Annotated in this window: 9 protein-coding genes and 1 pseudogene; 5 read left to right on the forward strand and 5 right to left on the reverse strand. The window is 39.0% G+C overall.

Going from position 1 to position 20,992, the window contains the following annotated elements; all coding sequences use genetic code 11:
• Positions 1-65 precede the first annotated feature (65 nt).
• The 4 genes and pseudogenes from RMO83_RS00135 to RMO83_RS00150 form a co-directional block, all read left to right on the forward strand.
• A pseudogene (locus RMO83_RS00135) lies at positions 66-635 on the forward strand (30S ribosomal protein S16); the annotation flags it as partial.
• A gap of 147 nt (positions 636-782) precedes the next feature.
• The gene (rimM, locus tag RMO83_RS00140) at positions 783-1,307 is read left to right on the forward strand and encodes a ribosome maturation factor RimM (RefSeq protein WP_310557639.1); all 525 of its coding nucleotides are present in this window, start codon (positions 783-785) and stop codon (positions 1,305-1,307) included.
• A gap of 186 nt (positions 1,308-1,493) precedes the next feature.
• Positions 1,494-1,844 carry a four helix bundle protein gene (locus RMO83_RS00145; RefSeq protein ID WP_310557640.1) on the forward strand — a complete coding sequence of 117 codons (351 nt, stop codon included), beginning with the start codon at positions 1,494-1,496 and terminating at the stop codon, positions 1,842-1,844.
• 55 nt (positions 1,845-1,899) lie between these two features.
• Positions 1,900-2,628 (forward strand): methyltransferase, encoded by a 729-nt coding sequence (locus RMO83_RS00150; protein WP_310557641.1) that lies wholly within the window; start codon positions 1,900-1,902, stop codon positions 2,626-2,628.
• A 343-nt stretch (positions 2,629-2,971) separates the two neighbouring features.
• Here RMO83_RS00150 and RMO83_RS00155 read toward each other — a convergent pair whose 3' ends face one another.
• Positions 2,972-11,146, reverse strand: a complete 8,175-nt coding sequence (locus RMO83_RS00155; RefSeq protein ID WP_310557642.1) for an MBG domain-containing protein — start codon at positions 11,144-11,146, stop codon at positions 2,972-2,974.
• A 372-nt stretch (positions 11,147-11,518) separates the two neighbouring features.
• Here RMO83_RS00155 and RMO83_RS00160 point away from each other — a divergent pair, with 372 nt between their 5' ends.
• Entirely contained in the window at positions 11,519-11,908 is a 390-nt protein-coding gene (locus RMO83_RS00160) for a hypothetical protein (protein WP_310557644.1), read from the forward strand.
• Here the strand turns inward: RMO83_RS00160 and RMO83_RS00165 are convergent.
• From RMO83_RS00165 to bioD, 4 genes are all read right to left on the reverse strand, one after another.
• Positions 11,905-13,092, reverse strand: coding sequence for a beta-ketoacyl synthase N-terminal-like domain-containing protein (locus RMO83_RS00165; protein ID WP_310557677.1), 1,188 nt, complete (start codon positions 13,090-13,092; stop codon positions 11,905-11,907). The two genes, RMO83_RS00160 and RMO83_RS00165, sit on opposite strands and share 4 nt — an antisense overlap.
• Before the next feature lie 1,218 nt (positions 13,093-14,310).
• Positions 14,311-18,246, reverse strand: coding sequence for a T9SS sorting signal type C domain-containing protein (locus RMO83_RS00170; RefSeq protein ID WP_310557645.1), 3,936 nt, complete (start codon positions 18,244-18,246; stop codon positions 14,311-14,313).
• Positions 18,247-19,020: 774 nt separating this feature from the next.
• Positions 19,021-20,292 (reverse strand): adenosylmethionine--8-amino-7-oxononanoate transaminase, encoded by a 1,272-nt coding sequence (gene bioA, locus RMO83_RS00175; protein WP_310557646.1) that lies wholly within the window; start codon positions 20,290-20,292, stop codon positions 19,021-19,023.
• 39 nt (positions 20,293-20,331) lie between these two features.
• Entirely contained in the window at positions 20,332-20,967 is a 636-nt protein-coding gene (gene bioD, locus RMO83_RS00180; RefSeq protein WP_310557647.1) for a dethiobiotin synthase, read from the reverse strand.
• Between the last annotated feature and the right edge of the window lie 25 nt (positions 20,968-20,992).

The following is a 20,992-nucleotide window of genomic DNA, read 5'->3' on the forward strand; positions in this document are numbered from 1 at the left end:
AAAAAGTGTATATTTGCACCCTTAATTAATCGAGGTCGAGTACCTCAAAATTTAATCATTAGATTATGTCAGTAAAAATTAGATTACAAAGACACGGTAAAAAACAAAAACCGTTTTACTGGGTTGTAGCAGCAGATGCTCGCTCAAAAAGAGATGGTAAATACCTAGAAAAAATTGGTACTTACAATCCAAACACAAATCCTGCAACTATCGAATTGAACTTGGATAGCGCAGTAAAATGGTTGCACAATGGTGCTCAACCTACTGATACCGCAAAAGCGATTCTTTCTTACAAAGGCGCTTTATTGAAACACCACCTTGATGGAGGTATTCGTAAAGGAGCATTGACTCAAGAACAAGCTGACGCAAAATTAGCTGCTTGGTTAGAAGCTAAAGCTGGAAAAGTAGATGCTAAAAAAGAAGGTTTGACAAAAGCGCAAGCTGATGCTAAAACCAAAGCTTTCAAAGCGGAACAAGATGTAAATGCAAAACGTTTAGCTGCCGCTGCTCAAGCTGAAGCTGATGCTATTGCTGCTGCAACTCCTGCTGTTGAAGAAGAAGAAATTGCTGAAGTAGAAGAAGTAGAAGCTATTGCCGAAGAAGTTGCCGTTGAGGAAACTCCTGCTGCGGAAGAAGCTCCTGTTGCCGAAGTTGAAACAGCTGCTGAAGAAGTTACAGTTGAAGAAACTCCTGCTGCCGAAGTTGAAACTGCTAATGAAGAAGTTACAGAAGAAGCTCCTGCTGCCGAAAAAACACCAGAAGCATAATTTTAGTAGGCGAAAATGCGTAAAGAGGATTGTTTCTATTTAGGTAAAATCGCAAAAAAATTTAGTTTCAAAGGGGAAGTCTTAGCCTATTTAGATACAGACGAACCGGAGTTATACGAAAACTTGGAATCAGTGTTTGTTGAATGTAACAAACACTTGGTTCCATTTTTTATTGAAACTAGCTCGTTGCACAAAAACGATTTCCTCAGAATTCGTTTTGAAGATGTAAATACCGAAGAAGAGGCCGATGCTTTGCTCGGAAATGATTTATACCTTCCATTAAAAATGTTACCTAAACTTACGGGTAACAAATTCTATTTCCACGAAGTAATTGGTTTTGAAGTAGAAGACAAACGATTGGGATATGTTGGAGAAATTCAATCCATCAACGACACTACGGCACAACCACTTTTTGAAGTTCTAAAAGACGGAGCCGAAATATTAATTCCAATGATTGACCATTTCTTGGTTAAAATTGACCGAGAAAATAAAAAAGTAATGATGGATTTACCAGAGGGACTTATAGAAATGTACCTCTAAGTGGAAATTCCAAAAAAGAAATCCCAAATTCCAACCAAAAGGAAAATTCTAATACTTAAATTCCAAATTCCAATTTAGGAATGGAAATTCGATTATTTTAAACTAAATTTGAAATTCAAAATCAACTAAACGGATCTATCTTCTTGTAAGCTATTTGGAATTTAACTTTTGGAATTTGATATTATTATGGAAAAACCATATGATTTAGAAGAAAGAACTTTTTTGTTTGCTAAAGAATGTAGAATCTATATTCAAAAGCTGCCTAAAACTATTTCAAACATTGAAGATGGAAAACAATTAGTAAGATCGTCAGGTTCAGTTGGTGCTAATTATATTGAAGCGAATGAAAAACTTGGGGATAAAGATTTTATATTTAGATTGAAAATATCCCGTAAAGAAGCCAAAGAGTCAAAATATTGGTTGCGACTACTGCATGACCTAAATCCAGAATTGTCCCATTATTCCGATTCCTTATTGATTGAAATTGACGAGTTACGAAAAATATTATCTTCTATAATTAATAAAACGTCCTCTTAATTTCTTGCTCCCATTGGAATTTGGAATTTAAACTATTGGAATTTAATATTTATCTATGTTTCAATTCAAACAATTTTCTGTTGAACAAGACCGTTGCGCAATGAAAATTGGCACCGATGGCGTTTTGCTTGGTGCTTGGACTCCTATCGGAGATAATCCTTTCAGCATTTTAGACATTGGAACGGGAACGGGAATTGTTGCTTTGATGTTGGCACAAAGAAGTTCAGCAGAACAAATTGATGCACTAGAAATCGACGACGATGCTTATGAACAAGCCACGGACAATTTTGAAAATTCCCCTTGGAATGACCGCTTGTTTTGTTTTCACGCCGCCTTGGACGAATTTGTCGAAGAACCCGAAGACGAGTACGATTTAATTGTTTCTAATCCTCCTTTTTATAGCGAAGATTACAAATCTAGCAACGAACAACGCGATTTGGCACGTTTTCAAGACGCCATGCCTTTTGAAGATTTACTTGAAGCAACCGCTTTGCTACTATCAAAAAACGGCATTTTATCTGTTATCATCCCTTACAAGGAAGAGTCAACTTTCTTGGCTTTGTCCGCAGCATACGCATTATTTCCATTAAAAATTACTCGGGTAAAAGGAACTCCAACCTCCGAAATCAAACGCAGTCTTTTGGCTTTTAGCCGAAACGCCTTGCCTGACGGCAGGCAGGAAACTCCAAATTTCGCTACTGATGAATTAATCATCGAAACCGCACGACACATCTATACTTCAGAATACATCGAATTGACAAAGGAATTTTATTTGAAGATGTAAAAAATCTCATTTTTCAATATGTCGCTTACACTATCAATATTTGCTCAAATTCGAGGGTGATAACGCCAATCGAATAACAGATTCCAAACAGATTGGGCAACACTTTGTTTGGAGATTTTCCTAATTAAAAAAAGTTTATTGACTCGAGTCCCGACAGTTATCGGGACTAACTGGCGAAACAAACGAAATTCAATACACTTTCTGGAATATCATACTTTAGGATCTTGCGATATTTCCATTCACATTCCCAAACAATATTGGTTTAAAATCCATTTCATACATTTCCTTTGTTGCCAAAAATGAGAAACGAACGAAACGGATTTTTCTTAATGGTACAATTTACCTAATAAATAATTTTATCCGAAACTATTTCACCGTTTTGCAAAGTTGTTTTCACAATCAAAGTTTGATGGCTGGAAACAAAATTTGATAGGATTAATTCGTTGCTGCTTACCTTATCTTTTTGATAAATTTGCCTTCCTAAAAAGTCGTAAATAGTCACTTTATATATAGTTTCGGCAAATGAATTTATTTTGATTTGCTTATTTTTGATTGAAATTAAAACCTTATTTGATTGGGCTAGTACATCATTTGTACCTAAAGTTTTATCTTTATAACGCAATACAAAACGATTATCAAATACTCCGACTGCGGTTGTAAATGAATATTTACTGGTCTTTAAATTTACAATAACATTCGTTAATTTATCTTCAAGAAACACTGGGTGATTGGCAAGCAAACCATCAACTTGTTCTATGCCAATTGAAAATTCACCAGTGATAGCACTGCGATATCCCAACGGCACTTCATCATTTTCATCAAAAGGCAAAGCTCGACCTTGAATAACCAAGTTAATACCTTCATTTATGCTATAAAAATCTACAAATTCATTTCCGTCATAACTTTTACCGTCATATAAACTGTCCCAAGCATTTGTGGCCCCGGTTATATAACCAACCAAGGTTTGCTTGAATGCACCTCCCTTATTTGTTAAATTTAACCAGACACGGTGCTTTTCAATGTCGAAAGCTGTTTTTGTTTTAGGGTTTTTAGTTTTATAAAAATTAGAATTATTATATACATTACCCGAGCCATCCACTCTCATACTATTGGTAAAAGAAACTTGACCTCCAGCGACAGTACTTGTTGTGAAAAAACCTTGCCCTGCAGCAATTTTGCCCGTGGGTGTATTAGAAATTTGTTCCACTTCTAAATCGAACATTTTATCGAAATTAATATCATTCCATTCGCCTGTATTGAAAATGCCATTTGCGTTGGTGTCCGTCCATTCGTCAAAATCTTTTATCCCATCGGAATTTGCATCTATCCATTCCCCAGGGAGATCTAAAATTCCATCAGCGTTAGTATCCGTCCACTCTCCTGTTTCGGCAACCCTGTTGCTATTGGCGTCAGTCCATTCACCTGATTCAAAAGTTAAATCGCTATTACTATCGACCCATTCAGAGGTTTCTAATATGCTATTTCCGTTTTTATCAATAAATTCGCCAGAATCTACGATTCCATTTTTATTTGCATCTACCCATTCTGGGGTATAATTCCCTGCTGTTGCAACTCCTCCACTAAGATTGTAAGAGGCGTAATCATTACTAGTATAAGCCTTAGCGCCAGTTCCTGGCTTAAATGCTCCAACGGCAATCGGCGTTTTATGTGTCCAGAAATAAAGTGTACCATCTATTTTTGTGCTATTAGCTAGTATAAAGGGATCTGCATTTATAGCTGATGGATATGGATTTCCTAAAAGATTTGAACTTATGCTCCCAACAGCGGCAATGTCAATATTTCCATTATTAGGCACTCCAATAAAAGAAGACTCAGGAAATCCTGGAGGAGCAGGCGATACTACAGGAATTCCACGAACAATATATCCTTTACCTAATGTCATGGTTGTACTTGCGGCATCTAATTGAACCCAATCGTCTGCTGAGGCATCAAAAGAGTAAAACTTATCCAATTTGGTCGTAGGAGACACTGCGAGTAAATTTTGTCCCGCAATTGGTGAAGACCAATACGTGTAGTCAGTCTCTAAAAGTGTGGTGGTTGTCCGTTTGTAGGTAATAGCTCCAGTATTTGCAACGTTATTTACCTGTACTAAGCTAGCATTATTCTCGCAAGTTAACGAACCTCCTGCATTTACATTGACAACATCGGTAATTTTTAGATTATTATTTGAATTAACTGTTAAACTTCCACCATTCAAAACGGTTAAGTTGTGCCCTAAACCAGTATAATTACCTGTTACCGTTACATTATTTGCAATTTCAACACAGGTATCGACAGTAGGAACGCCGTTTGGTGTCCAGTTTGCAGCATTGCTCCAATCCGTATTTGCTGAACCATTCCAAGTTTTAACAGGAGTTACTAACGTTACTGTTCTCGTCGGGGAGTTACATAACTTACTGTTTCTGATAATTACAGTATAAGTTCCCGCAGATAAACCAGACATAACATTACTCGTCTGCCACGAAACTCCATTATCAAAACTATACTCTTGACCAGGATATTGAACCGTAACTGTTATGGATACAGTAGGGCTTGCGCAAGTAGGTTGAAGTCCAGCAGTAGCAGGGATTTTCAAACTAGTATCTGTACTTACATTTATAATACCTGTTGTGGGTTGGAAATAAACATCATTTGGATAAGTAGGGCCAGACATTGTTGAACCCCAAGTGCCATCCTCTGAATCTCTACATCCCAAAGTTAATGTACCTACCACATAAGTAATGCCGGTAGCTAAACTTGCTGAGGCCGCTTCGTCTATCCATAAATTTGAGGAAATAGTCACCGTAGCGGGAACTGTTTTGATTAAACTGCCTTTTAATACCAAATTTGAATACCCATACGAACCGACAGTTTGATTAAAAGTTCCACTATAATAGACTGTTCCTGATGCCGGAATTAAAGTTCCGCCAGTCATAGTACCACTTTTGGTAAAAAATAATTCTCCTCCACTACCTGTGAATTCTACTATATTTCTAATGCTTGACCCAAGCATTGTTAATGATGCATCAACGAATATTGCTCCGGTTGATACGGATAATTTAGAAACTATACTGTCGCTTCCGGTATCGTTAAAACTAAAAGATCCAACGCTTAGGAAACCAGCACCAACATTAATATCTCTATTAGCACCGGAAAATACGATTACATTACTTTGTACTTGTATTGAATTACTAGAACTAATTGTCAGTGAACTTGCACCTGCTCCTGCAGAAAATATTAAATCTTTAAGTCTATTGCCAGCACCTGTAATGGTTGTATTGCCAATGATATTGTGTGAATTTTGTATATAAACTGTAGCATTTGGTGTAAATTGTCCGGGGTATCCTTGAGGTGCGGTGGGCGTTACCCACGCTGCTCCATTCCATCGTTCCCAAGTAGCCAAAGCATTCCAGTTTCCGCTTACTACTGTTCTATAATCTCCTGATATTGCATCAACAATTAAAGTTCCGTTAACATAGGTAATGGAATAATTGGAAGCTGTAAACGTTCCTCCTGTTGCTAAGGTTGGGACAATTGGATAGGTGCCAACTACTGCGGTATTAACAGCACCTGTGCTAGAAATGGTAATAGAACCAATAGTTTCCCCGTTTTGTAAAGCGGGCGCAGTAAAGGCTGTTGACAAAGCACCCGTTGTATAGGTTGATCCATAAATTTTAGTTCCATCGTTTGCAGTAATAGTCAGCGGTCTTTGTGTTATAGCAAAAGCTGTAGCTGTTGAGGTTCTTGCAACAAAAACTCCGTTTGCAGCGACTGTTGCAGTTACTGTATAACTTCCCACATTGGTAGGGAGAGTTGCTGAAGGCCCGTAAGTTGTACCGCCCGAATTGCGATAGCTAAAGGTATAGCTTGATCCAGATCCCGTATTTGTGGCGGCAACTGGACCTTGCCCTACACCAGAATAAATATAAGTTCCTATTGGTGTAACTGTAATGTCTGGTGTTGAAAAAAGAATATTTAATATTCCTGTTGAAGCAAAATAAGTATCGGTTTTATTGGTAGCGGCTGAGCTTGTAGAGCCATAAGTGCCCAAAGGCTGCCCTGCAGTTCCATAAATTAGCGAATTAACAGTATAAGTTGTTCCGGCGTTCAAACTAGCGATTGCCGTTCCTGACATCGTGATATTTTCATTAATAACCGTCGCAGAGTTCAGTGTTTTTGTGCCCGATCCTGATAAGGTTAAATTGGTAAAGGTATACGCTCCAACAGTTTGATTTCCAGCTTTAAAAAATTCAACTCTTCCAGTTGAAGGTACTATGGTTCCTCCTGTAAAAGCATCTCCAGCTTGCAAAAGTCCCGACCCGGTAAAGCGTACTGCATTTCTAGCACTTGATCCTCTCATTACTATATTCCCAAATGCATATACCGACCCTGTAGATACCGTAATTTCAGAGTCTATAGCATCATTTCCTGTGTCGTCAACTAAAATACTTCCAGCAACAATAAAACCTGAACCAGCATTTACAGTTCTGGTTATTCCAGCGGCTGTACTCGGCATTATTCTCAATTGACCTGAAAGTTGGAAAGTGTTGACACTAAATACACTAAGGGAACTAGTACTAGATCCCGCCGAAAGTTCTACTCGCGCTGGTCTATTTGCAGTTATAATTGATATATTGCAAACAACATCGTGTCCATCTCGTATATAGACCACCGCTGGGGCTGCTAACTGACTCGGATATCCTTCTAAGGCAGTAGGCTCGACCCACGCACTGCCACTCCACCTTTCCCAAGTAGCCAGAACATTCCAGTTGCCACTTGCTTTAGAACGGTAATCCCCGCTGGTTGGATTTGAAACTGTAAGCGTACCATTAACGTAATTGATGCTATAATTGCTTGCTGTAAATGTACCTCCAATGGCAGCCGATGGCACAATAGTATACGTGCCAACAGCGGCACCACCTGCTGCACCGGCAGACGCAATAGTTACTGATAAAGTTTCGCTATTTTGTAAACCAGATGTTGTAAAAAGAACAGATCCTGCGCCAGTTGCATGAGTGTCGCCCACTAGTTTAGTTCCATCATTAGCCGTAATGGTTATGGCTCTCGCTATAATAGAATATCCTGTAACGGCAGAACTATTAGACAGCCAAACACCGTCGGCAGCAACGGTTACTGTTACAAAATAACTACCCACATTAGTTGGTGCGGTTGCAGTAGGACCATAAACTGCTCCTCCGTTATTCGTATAGGAATACGTATAGCTAGTTCCTGTTCCAGAATTTGTAGGAGTCGAGCCTTGCGGCAAACCGTTATAGGTGTAAGCGGTGGAAACGTTTGGTTTTACGAAAGGCAAATTAGATGCTACCGTTAGTATACCTGTTGTTGCTACATTATAATAGGTATCACTTCTATTGGCTAGGGTTGCGGCTGAGGCTGTTGATCCATAAGTTCCTGCCACCTCTCCAGTGGTTCCGTAAAGTAGCGAGGGAATTGGGTAGTTAGATCCGTTTGGCAAACCCGCAATTGCTGTACCCGAAATGGTTAAACTTCTAGTCACAGATGTTGAGGCATTAAATGTTTTTATCCCAGAACCCGATAAAATTAAATTGTGAAATGCGTAAAGACCTACAGCTTGTGCTGCCCCATTGTATTCTATCGTTCCTGTACCCGCAATGATTGTTCCGCCGGATAATGTACCGCCACATTTCAACGTTCCTGAACCATCAAACTGTATAATATTCTGCGATGCCGTTCCTGACATTGTTATATTGCCCGCAAAAGTTGGAGTAGCGTTATTGATGATTGCTTTACACGTACCTGTGCTTGAATTTGTCATCAACATTTGTTGAAATGAATAAATATTAGCATTACCGAAATCTACCAACGCGTTCCCCGCTCCGGTTGAAGTTAATGCTATTGGAGCATTTCCCTTCATCTCAAAATAATTAGTCGAAGTGAAAGTAAGTGAAGTATCGTTTGCACCAGCAGATATACTTAGTCTTCCCACTAAATTAATAAGCCCACTTGTTCCTATGCCACAAGTCACATTGTGACCGTTTAAGATTTCTAATCGGGTAACGGCTGCCGTTTGAGTAGGATATCCTTCACCCACGGTTGGTACAGCCCAAGCAGTTCCGTTCCATCTTTCCCAAGTGGAAAGCGTTACCCAGTCACCATTTGCTGCCGAACGATAATCTCCAGAATTTGGATTTACGGTCAAAAGACCAGGTGTAACAATATTGTAAGTTATAGTATAGTTTGAAGCTGTAAAAGTACCACCGATTGCGGCCGAAGGCACAATAGGGTAGGTTCCTTCTGTTGCAGTACTAACAGCACCTGTGCTAGCAATGGTGATAGTACCTATAATTTCGCCATTTTGCAAGCCACTAGACGTAAATAGCGTTGAACCAGCTCCTGTAGTATGAGTGGCTCCTATGATTTTAACTCCATTATTTGCCGTAATGGTTAATGCTGCTGTAGCTATCGTAAAAGCAGTCGCTGGAGAGGTTCTTGCTGCCCAAGGAGCATTCGCTGCTACCGTTACCGTTACGAAATAATTACCTGCATTGGTAGGAGGCGTTGCAGAAGGACCATAAGCAGTACCGCCACTATTTCGATAACTGAAGGTATAACTAGTGCCAGTTCCTGTATTAGTTGCTACAGTTGGACCTTGAGATAGACCATTATAGGTATAAGAACCAATGGTTATTGTGATATCTGGTGTTGATGAACCTACGGTAAGAAAACCAGTTGTTGCTGCGAAAAAAGTAGTGTTGATGTTTGTAGCTCCAGAACCTGTGCCTCCCCAAGTGCCAGCAGCCCTACCGATGCCGCCAAGAATTAATGAATCTATAGTATAATTTGTAGCAGCACCTAAACTCGCCGAACAACCAGTAGCAATAGATAATGCACCAGCGATAGTTGCCGTAGCAGAGACTGTTTTTAATGCAGAACCCGATAAAGTTACATTATTGAAAGCATAAGCAGGTATAGTTTGAGTTCCAAAATTCCCAAAGGTAACTGTACTTGTACTAGCGATAAAAGCTCCACCTCCAGTAATCCCTTGATTTATGCTCAATGTTCCTGAGCCAGTAAAACGGAAGATGCTTTTGGCAGTAGTTCCATTCAACTGAATACCTGTTGTTGTACTGGTAATTGAAACGCTTCCTGTGGACACATTAATTTCAGAAACTTCGGCTGCACCTGTACTGTTGGTCAACCTCATTTGAGGACAAGTTAAAGAACTAGTGCCTACAGTGATGGTATCATTACCCAAACTATCTTCCATTATCACTGCACCATTTATACTTAAAGCTACGCCACTATTAAATCTTAAAAAACTAGCTGCCGTTTGTGTACTGGCAGGGAATTCCAATCTTGTAATATTAAATGCACTTGCAGGCGTTATATCTAAAGTGATATCGTGTCCGTTTACAATAAATACCCGTTGCGCAAGGGCAAACTGCCCAGGATATCCTAACGGCGTTACACCGGTACAGGCAACCCAAGCACTCCCGTCATACCGCTGCCAAGTTGCTGGTGTACTCCAATTGCCAGTGCTTACATTTGAACGAATATCCCCAAGTACTCCATTAACCGTGACTATGCCGGTTGTAGCTGTGAAAGAAGTGTTGCTTTGATTAGTAGCGGCTGATGTTGTAGAGCCCCAAGTGGCACCACCACCAGTTGAAGATCCGGATGTAGTAGTAAGCGTGGACACAACATAATTTGTACCCGTATTTAGAGCGGCTTGCGCCGTGCCCGATATTGTTAGTGTTCCAGCAACAGTTGCGGTAGCTGCGATTGTTTTGACTAGTGAGCCCGAAAGTGTAAGATTTTGATAAGCTAACGCAGGTATCGCTTGATTTGTACCGCCAAATGTAATTGTACTACCAGCAAAAGTATTAACAGCAGGTGCTGCCCCGGTCAGTAAAATAGAACTAGTAGTTCCAGTTATATTTAATGCTCCACTACCCGTAAAATCAACAATTCCATTTTGTAACTGGAGACTGCCAGTGTTGCAAGTAAGAACACCCGTTCCTTGTATGCTAATTCTTGCCGACTCCGATCCTGACACAGTAGTGTTTGTTACCCTACCTTGCTGGCAAGTTACAGTAAAACCTGTCGAGATCGTGACTGAACTATTTCCTGCGCTTTCATCCACTATTAAGGCACCAGCAAAAGTTAAATTCCTGTTAACAGTCAGAGAAGTAGTCCCAGTTAAGGCGCTGGGAATCAACTCCACCCTAGTGATGACGGTGCCTGAAAAAATAGTAGCCGCTGCATCCAAAGTAATCGCGTCACCGTTGAAAATATACACTCTTTGATTCGCAGTAGCAGTTTGTCCTGGGTAATTTACAGTAGTGCTCCATACAGTGGGCGAAATGCTGGTACATATATTCCAGTTTGCTGCCGTAGACCAATTGCCTGAGGCCACCGAACGATAATCACCTACTACTACAGCCAAACTTTGCCCATAGGATGAATTGGCTAATCCAACCATCATTAAAAAAAGTAGTGCGGCCTGTAATTTGAAATGGTGTAAAGCTATTTTCATAGTATGTATTATTTAGTGTATTAGAAGCTATTTAACGATTTTGAATGATTGCCTTTTTAATAAAAAACTGTGTATTAAAAAGAGGAATTAACAATTATAGACAAATATAATTGTTTGATTAACATAAAAATGGGTCAAATAAATCATATAGGGGTCGTAAATCAATCAAAACTAAAAAAACAGGGCGATAAGAGGTGGTTTTTAGCCTATTTAAGGGATACAAGTATAAAATAATTAGTATGTATTTAAACCTCAAAGTCTGTCATTGCTTCGCTTGTTCGTCCGCGGCAGAGCTCTCGTTTCTGAGGGAATCTCGCATTGAGGAAAGCAAACATATACAATGCGTGAGACGCTTAAAGCGTGACAAAAAGGGTGTCAAAACCAACCGTAAAATTGATAAGGTCGCTTATGGTTTTGGTCGGATCGCCTATGGTTTTGGTAGGTATGCCTATGGCTTTGATAGGTGCAACTCTGTTTTTGGTAGCTGCAACTCTGTTTTTGGTAGCTGCTGTTCTGATTTTGGTAGCTACAGCTCTGTTTTTGGTAACTGCTGTTCTGTTTTTGGTAGCTGCAACTCTGTTTTTGGTAACTGCTGTTCTGATTTTGGTAGCTGCAACTCTGTATTTGGTAGCTGCTGCTCTGATTTTGGTAGGCGTGCCTATGGTTTTGGTAGGCTCTCTTATGGTTTTGATAGGCTCGCCTATGGTTTTGGTAGGTGTGCCTATGGTTTTGATAGGCTCGCCTAGGGTTTTAGGGCACTAAGCTCTCAACAAAATACTCACTGCGTTGCCGCCAAAACCAACCGAATTTACAAGTACTTTTTTTACAGCTCTGTTAGGGTTTTGAAACCTGATAGGGTTTGCTATAAAGGGAACGCCAATAAATTTTTGGTGTTGGAGCATCATAATCGCCATCTCGATACTCAACATTCCCGAAGCACCAAAGGTGTGCCCGATTTTCCATTTGTTGGTGGTGAGCATTGGCATGGCTGAGCCAAAAACTTTTTGAATCGCTTTGTATTCGGTTAAATCTCCCGTTTTTGTTCCTGGAGCGTGCATCACGATGGCGTCCACTTCTGACAAATCGGTATTTTGCAAAGCCATTTTCATCGATTTCTGAAAACAAGTCGCTTCTGCCGAAATGGAGATGTTGTGTTCCAAGATTTCAGTCGCATACCCAATGCCTTCAACGAAAGCCAAGGCGTTTTCCTTTTTGCCAATTTCTAAACAACAAACTGCGGCACCTTCACCAAGAATTAAGGTGTTTTGCTTTTTTCCAAAATCTAATGCTCTATTGGGATACTCTTCGACAGGCTTAGACTGAAGTTCATCTGTGGCAGCATAAATTTTTAAAGCTCGCATTTGAGCAATCGTAAAATCGGTTAACGGTGCTTCGCTTCCACCGACCAAAAATTTGTCGATCATTCCGGCACGAAGCCACGCAACACCATTCAACACCGCATGCAACGCCGTAGAACAGGTAATAGAATGTGAAATTTCAGGGCCAGCACTTTGCAAATCGTGTGCCACCCAAGAAGAAATATTTCCCAAAGTCGTTGTTGGCGAAGCCAAAGTTTGAGCCTTACCGGTTTCTAAATATTCCTGAAAATGTTTTTCGAATAAATCAGTAGCGCCTCGAGAAGAACCTATGTTGATTCCGAAAATATCATTTGGTGTCCAACCTGCATTTTTAATAGCTTTGCGAGAAGCCGCCATAGCGTACAAAACCGATTTGTCTAATGATTTATACTTAGGATCCGATTGCTTTATAGCTTCAACAACTTGTCTTGAATCTTCATCCAATTTCGCAACGAGTGTATTTTTATGGTCTAAAAAATGGCTTGTAAAACAATGATTTGGATTTTGATAGTTTTCCCAAATCGTTTTTGGGTCATTTCCTAGTGGAGAAATGGAGGCTATAGCGGTTATGGAGATGGTTTGTGACAAGGCTTTTAATTTTGGCGCAAAGGTCGGAAAAAATGGCACACAGATAACACGGATTTGAACGGATTAAAACGAATTTTAAATTTAACCATGTAAGTCATTTAAGTTATAAATGAGTGGCTGATTAAATTTTACCACGTAAGGCATAGAAGGTCATTTAAGTTTAAGAATTCCTAAAAAATAGGATTAATGGGTTCAAATCTTTGAAGAAATATGGAACACGGATAACTCGGATTTGCTAATGCAAAAACACGGATAAAAAACGGATTTCAATTTCAACCAGATAAGGCATAGAAGGTCATTTTAGTTTAAGAACTCCGCGAAAATCCCTATAATCTATTCAAATCTGTGGCTGATTAAATTTGAAATTTGTCTCTCCTTTTTGTCATTGCTTCGCCAGTCCGCCTGCCACGGCGGACTTGTTTCGGTAGGAATATAAGCTAATTAACGGCAAACAACACGGTATAAAAATGGCACACGGATGACACGGATTTGAACGGATTAAAACGAATTTTAAATTCAACCATATAAGTCATTTAAGTAAAAATGCGTGGCTGATTAATTTTTACCAAGTAAGGCATAGAAGGTCATTTAAGTTTAAGAACCCCGCGAAAATCCCTATAATCCATTCAAATCTGTGGCTGATTAAATTTGAAATTTACCTCTCTTTTTTATCATTGCTTCGCCAGTTCGCCCGCCACGGCGGACTTGTGTCGGTAGGAATCTAAGCTAATTAATGGCAAACAACATGGTATAAAAATGTCACACGGACAACACGGATTTGAACGGATTAAAACGAATTTTAAATTTAACCATATAAGTTATTTAAGTTTTAAATGAGTGGCTGATTAATTTTTACCAAGTAAGGCATAGAAGGTCACTTACGTTTAAGAACTCCGCGAAATTCTCTATAATCCATTCAAATCTGCGGCTGATTAAATTTGAAATTTGTCTCTCCTTTTTGTCATTGCTTCGCAGGTTCGCCCGCCGCGGCGGACCTGTGACCGTAAGAATCTAAGCTAATTAATGGCAAACAACACAGTATAAAAATGGATTTAATTTGCGCCTTAAAATAGTAAACTTTACAAAACTATAAAGACATTTTTTGCAATTTAAAAATTAGAATGAGTTCGTGATACTAGGCAGAAATCCAGCTAATCTAAGCTTCTTCGTTATACTATTTTACACTAAGTACGCGTATAAACATATTTTAATAATCGCTTAAAAAATAACTTTCTTGGAAACTATTGTGCCGCTTTGCAAGATTATTTTAAGCATTACCGTTTGAGTGCCTGAAACAAAATTTGGCACTGTTAATTCATTGCTACCGATATTATTTTTTTGATATAAAGTTCTACCCGATAAATCATATATGGTTAGGTTTTTTATAGCTTCGCCAACAGCATTAATTTTTAACTGTTTGTTTTTAACAGAAACGTACACTTGATTGGATTTTCCTTCAAAATCATTTGTACTTAGAGTCTTAGCTACAAATCGCAACACAAAACGTTCATTAAATACTCCTACAGCGGTTGTAAATGTATAGCTGCTCGTTTTTAAATTTACAATAGTATTTGTTAGTTTATCTTCAAGAAACACTGCTTGATTGGTCAGCAAACCATCAACTTGATTGATATTAATTGAAAATTCACCTGCGATTGTACTGCGGTATCCCAACGGCACTTCATCATTTTCATCAAATGGTAAAGCTCGACCTTGAATGGTGTACCGTTTATTGTTGACGACGCTGTAAAAATCTACGAATGCATTTCCGTTAAAACTCCTACCGTCAAAAGCGCTGTCATATTCATTGGTAGCGTTTGTAACATATCCTACAAGTATTTGTTTGAAAGCGCCTTGGGTATTGGTTAAATTCAGCCAAACTCTATGCTTTTCGATAGTAATCGCCTTTTTTGTATTTTTGGTTTTATAAAAATTTGTGTTATCAAAAGGGGTTCCTGAGCCATCAAATCGCATAAAGTTGTTGAATGTTACTGTACTTGCTGTCTTGCTGGTCGCAAAAAAACCTTGTGTAGCTGCTATTTTTCCCGTTGGTGCAGTACCACCTGTAGTTGCTGCAACACCTCCAGTGCCATTATAACTGGCATAATCGCCAGAAGTGTAAACTAAATTAGTAATCGGCGTATTGTGAGTCCAAAAATATAATGTCCCTTCAATAGTTGCAATATTGGCACCTAAAAAAGCATCGGCATCAATTGCTGATGGATAAGGATTCCCCATCAGACAGTTATTCCCAGCAGCGCCAGTGGGCGTTGTTAGGACTCCATTGTTTGGAACTCCCGTAAAAGTAGCTTCTATATTTGGTCCTGGTATGTTTTTCCCCCTCATAATGTAACCTACACTTGGTAACATCACGGTGGTGTGAGGCAGCCATATTGACCAGTCGTTAAGGATGGTATCGAACGAATAGTATCTGCCTTCATCGTAATTGATTGGAGAAATAGCGGCTAAGGTTTGACCCACGACTGGAGAGGACCAATAGGTGTAATCCGTATCTAATAAGTTAGGGGTTGTTCGTTTGTATACAATATTTCCAGTGTTAACAGCATTGTTTACTTGAACCAAATTGGCATTGTTTTCGAAAATTAAAGTACCATTATTAGTTATCGCATCGGTAATAGTGAGTGTAGCACCTGCATTCACAATTAATATAGTACTAGGGTTTAATGTCAAGGATCGTATATGATTAATAGCACTCGCTGCGATTAGGGGTTGGTTCGCAGCCGCTGCGATAACAACATCGGTTAAGTTGGACGGAAGTCCTCCAGTCCAATTGGCTGCTACTGTCCAGTCGGTGTCAACACTACCATTCCATGTTGTAGTAGTGAAAGTTGGTGGGGTATACACCAGGTCTACAGTTGTAGCTGTGTATGCCAGCGCCCAACCTACAGGTACTTGTGTAAGTCCTGTTGCACTTACTAAAGTTCCAGTTATAGCAGTTGCTGAAATAATAGAAATCGTTGTTAAAACGGCTGGAGTGTACAAGGAAACAACATTCAAATCTAAACTTCCAACATTTATACTTCCGGCAGTATTTACCATTTGGTCATAGTCTACACCCGCAGTTGTTCCTGCAACTTGTATTCTTAAAATTCCATTGGGCGTTGTTGACGCTTTTTTCAAATCAGTAATTCCGTATAAAGAACTTCCAGGAACAATAGCACCTGCGGACGCATCACTGACCCCTGAAATAATATTCAAATTAGTGCCGCTAGCGGTATATATTGTTCCTGAGTTCGTACAAGTTCCTACAATGGCATTGTTAGTAGCTACAATAGATATGGATGTAAAAGCTATTGAAGCATCGCCTGTACCACTTGAAAGTGTAAGCGAGCCTGCTGCCGAAACCACTGATGCTGATGATAACACATTGGCTGTTAACGTAGTTCCAGAACCGGTGTACTTCTGGGTAATGACAACAAAGGTATTTCCACCATACGTATATACCGCTCCGACTGATGATGCAGAAGCCGTAGTTAAACCATTAAATTGAACTTGTCGCGTAACTGCTGTTGATGCGTTATTAAAGAAAGAAATCTCTCCTCCTGTATTATTATTAATTGCAGTAAAATGACGCAACTCGTTATTGGTTGTAATAAATCCGGTGTTGTTTAATGTTGTTTTGTTTGTAAAAGTATTTACTGTTCCCTCTAAGTTCAAAGTGCCACTGTTATTGATAACCAGAGGTGCTGCTTCTCCGGTTACAGTGCAAAAAATAGCCTGTCCTGCACCAACGGCTGTACTATTATTTTTTAATGTTAAAACACCTGTTGCTGTATTGTTTAGATTTACAACTGTTCCAGCATTAACATTACCTCCACCACCATTCCCAATAATAAATGGAGCACTACCAACAGTAGGAATAGTCAAATCTACATTTAACGTGCCTTGGTTTGAAATATTAAATACACTTGCTGTTCCAGAAGCACCTGAGGAAAATGACAAGCCGCTTCTTGCAGAAGACCCCAGTATGTTTATTTCGCCTAGATTGGTAAAATTTGTTGCAGTAGCACTTGATGAAAAAGAAGTTATCGCCGTTGTAAGATTTGTACTGGCAGTGTACAAGCTTAGTGTTGTACCCGAATTAACAGTCACAGTTGTTGCAGCTCCTAAAGATAATAATCCTCCGTTTGCAATAGGAGTAGATGCACTACCAATTGTAAATCCTGTTCCTCCTATAACTAAAGGCGAGGACGATGCACCTCCTGCATGTCTAATCGCAAACGAGGTGGTTGCAGAACCAAGACTAAAAGTTGTAATGCTATTAAAAAGAAGGCTGTAAGTAGTATTCGCATTTAATGAGGTAACGTTAAAAGCAGCACTATTTGCTGTCGTAGAAGCACTAACATTTAAGTTTAATGCGCCAGTCCCTGAATAACCGTATGTAGTAGCAGATCCAGGAAGAACAGTAGGTATAATACAAGCGATACCAGATGACGCTGCAGCACTAGTACTTGTTATAGTTAATGTGCCATTGTTTACAATATTACCACCTGCAATACTGCAAGGTACAGCACCATAATGATTAATTGTTAAACTTGCTCCGGCATTGATAGTCAAGGTTGTACCTGTTGTAGGTCCAAAAGTATTACGCATCAAGAGAAAAGAAGCTACTCTAGCTCCTGTTAGCACAGGACTAGCAAGAGTTGCATTATCTACAACAACTGTAGCTGTAGTTCCGGCTGACGAGTTACCAGTAGTCGCAAAAGGCAGAATAGAAGATTTTAAGTAGGTTTGAATTAAAGCGGCACTACCTGCAGCTGTTGTTGGTTGACTTAGTGTTATTGTTGTACCAGCTGCTGGAACTGCACTAAATGCTACTACCGTTGTATTGGCTGGGATGCCAACGCCAACAATAGCATGACCAACAGCTAAAATAGTTCCAGTAGTAGCTAAGTTAGCTGTATCAATTGTAACGGTTGTAGAACCACTAGCAAAAGTAGCGGCATGCACAAACCGCCCAGTAGTGCTCCAATTTGCAGCTGTTGACCACAAGTTGTTTACTGTGCCTCCCCAAAAGAAATTGGTGTTTGTTACCTGCGCTTCTGAATTATTTGCAAACAATCCGCACAACAGAACTAATAATAGCAACATCCCGTTCTTAAAATTTTTGTTTGTGAGTACTAATTTTTTCATAGTATAAAGTTTTAAAAGTTGTTTGTCTTATTAGTTATAAACTGTAATTGCAAATTAATGGCATGACGGTTTTAAATAAACACTTTTTGCATAGTTGCGCTTTGTCCTTGATTATTTAAAACTGCAACTCAGGTTACTAGTTTAATGCTAGTAAATCTTTGCCACCTGTTTAGCGCTTACTAGTTGCCAGTGGTTATCGAACGATAATCACCTGCCGCAGGGGTAGTTTGTCTATCAGTTGAACCGCCTAAACAGACCATCATTAAAAAATGTATAGCGGTCTTTAATTTAAAATAGTGAAAACTCTTTTCATGTCAATTCCTATTGGTTTATTTAGCGTTATTCAACGCTTTATACTTGACTGCCTTTTTAATAAAAAATAGTGCTCTAAAATGATGATTTAACATTGATATACAAAGATAATTGTTTAATTAACGTTAAAACAAGTCAAATCAATCATTTAGTGGTTGTAAATCAATCAAAAAAGTAAAGACAGTGGGAGTTGATTTGGTTTTCAGCCTGTTAGGAATACAAGTAAAAATAATCTGTTGCTATTTAAACCACAAAGTTTGTCTGCAAAGCTTGTCATTAATTAGGAATCCCACGCTATCTAAACCAAGTTGTCTAGAATGCGTGAGACGCTTAAAACATGACAATCATGGTTGCGACGTAAACCGCGCAAACCATAAATAAAGTTGAAAAACTACCTCCAAAAATCATTTTAATCCTTCAATCGAGAGGTAGCGAACAGGCGAAGAATAACTGTGGTTTAAACTAAACTATTCCCAATGCTTTTTCGACCACTTCATATACTTTTTGCAATTGTTCGTCCTTGATGATATAAGGAGGCAAAATATAAACAATATTTCCAACTGGTCGTAAAATCACGCCATTTTCAATAAAGAAATTATAAAGCTTGTTGCGTAAACTTCCGTAGTAACTAGCGGCACTTTCGGTTTGTATTTCCAAGGCGAAAATGACCCCTAATACTCGAGTTGTGGTCACTTTTGGATGGGATTCTATATGTTTCTGAAATGCTAAATGTCTTTTATTTACTCGAGCAATATTGTTTTGCATTTCGTGTGTTTGCAGTAATGACAAACTTGCCAAAGCAGCCGCACAACCTGTAGGATTTGCGGTAAATGTATGCCCATGAAATAATGCTTTATTAATGTCTTCATCATAAAAAGCATCAAAAATATCCTGAGTAAACGTAGTAATCGCCATTGGAATTGTTCCGCCGGTCAGGGCTTTGGACAAACACATCATATCGGGTTTCTCGCTTAAATAGTCACAAGCAAATGTTTTTCCTGTCTTTCCAAAGCCTGTCATCACTTCATCAGCAATTGTGAGTACCTTACTTTCTTGACAAATTTGGATTAATTTATCTAATACTTTAGGTTCATACATTACCATTCCTGCCGCTCCTTGTACCAAAGGTTCAAAAATAAATCCAGCACAATTATTGTTTTTTACAACTTCTCGCAAAGCATCAAAACTTTCTTCTTCTTTTCCTTTTATTGGAACCGGAATCCGAACTACATCAATCAACATTCCTTGGAAAGCTTCTGTAAAGAAAGAAATTCCACTCGCTGCCATTGCCGCAAAAGTATCGCCATGAAAAGCATTTTCGAACGCAATTATGGTCGTTTTCTTCTCTCCTTTATTGGAAAAATATTGCAAAGCCACTTTAATTGCTACTTCCACTGCAGTAGAACCATTATCGGAAAAGAAGACTTTTTGCTGGTTTTTAGGCAAAATTGCCATCAATTTTTCAGAAAGCAAAACTGCTGGTTCGTGAGTAAATCCACCAAAGAGAACGTGTTCCAAGGTAGTCAATTGGGTATAAATGGCGTCGGCGATATATTTGTTGGAATGCCCATAAGGATTAACCCACCACGAAGCAATCGCATCAATGTATTCTTTGTTGTTTTCGTCCCAGAGCAAGGCGCCTTCACCTCTTTTTATAGCTATAGGCAGCGTTGCTGTTTTGTGTTGAGTGTAAGGATGCCAAATGTTTTTTTGGTCTCTTTCGGTTAAATTCATTTGATTTCAGATTGAAATTGATTTTTGAAATTGTAATTGCTATTGAAGTTTCAACAAATTCTCTCGAAACAAATCGGCATATTCTCGAACAACAGTTTGGTCAAAATAAGGCTCTTGCTCTATTCTTCCAATAAATGTGACTCCTGTTTTATTTAGAATTATCGTTTCAGTAGATTCGTTTTTGTCACCGCTAAAAATGATTCCTGCAATTTTTATTTTCCTGCTTTTTAATGCTTCAATAGTCAGCAAAGTATGATTGATACTTCCCAAATAATGCTTTGAAACCACAATAACTTTATAATCAGCTTTGATTAAATCGACAATACAATAAGTATCATTTAATGGCACCAATAAACCACCAGCACCTTCTATGACAAGATGATTTTTTTCCCGATAGCCATCGGGATTGGGTTCTTTGATTTGTTTTAAGTCAATTGTAATTCCGTCACGTTCAGCTGCAAGATGCGGACTAGCTGGTGTGTTGAGTTTATAACTGTTTTCGTGAATAATGGTTTTGTTGTTCGAAATATTATTCCTGATTTTATGACTATCGGAATTATCCAAGTCACCGGCCTGGATGGGTTTCCAATAATCAGCTTCGAGTGCTTCGACGATGATAGAGGAGGCAATGGTTTTGCCTACATCGGTTGAGATTCCTGTTATAAATAGTTTCATAGCAATTGGGCCACAGATGACACCG

Origin of the sequence: Flavobacterium sp., assembly GCF_031423415.1 — a bacterium.
Classification (GTDB): Bacteria; Bacteroidota; Bacteroidia; order Flavobacteriales; family Flavobacteriaceae; genus Flavobacterium.

Coding starts and splice junctions, on each gene's coding strand:
- rimM (WP_310557639.1), top strand. CDS start 783: ATGCGTAAAGAGGATTGTTTCTATTTAGGTAAAATCGCAAAAAAATTT.
- RMO83_RS00145 (WP_310557640.1), top strand. CDS start 1,494: ATGGAAAAACCATATGATTTAGAAGAAAGAACTTTTTTGTTTGCTAAA.
- RMO83_RS00150 (WP_310557641.1), top strand. CDS start 1,900: ATGTTTCAATTCAAACAATTTTCTGTTGAACAAGACCGTTGCGCAATG.
- RMO83_RS00155 (WP_310557642.1), bottom strand. CDS start 11,146: ATGAAAATAGCTTTACACCATTTCAAATTACAGGCCGCACTACTTTTT.
- RMO83_RS00170 (WP_310557645.1), bottom strand. CDS start 18,246: ATGAAAAAATTAGTACTCACAAACAAAAATTTTAAGAACGGGATGTTG.
- bioA (WP_310557646.1), bottom strand. CDS start 20,292: ATGAATTTAACCGAAAGAGACCAAAAAAACATTTGGCATCCTTACACT.
- bioD (WP_310557647.1), bottom strand. CDS start 20,967: ATGAAACTATTTATAACAGGAATCTCAACCGATGTAGGCAAAACCATT.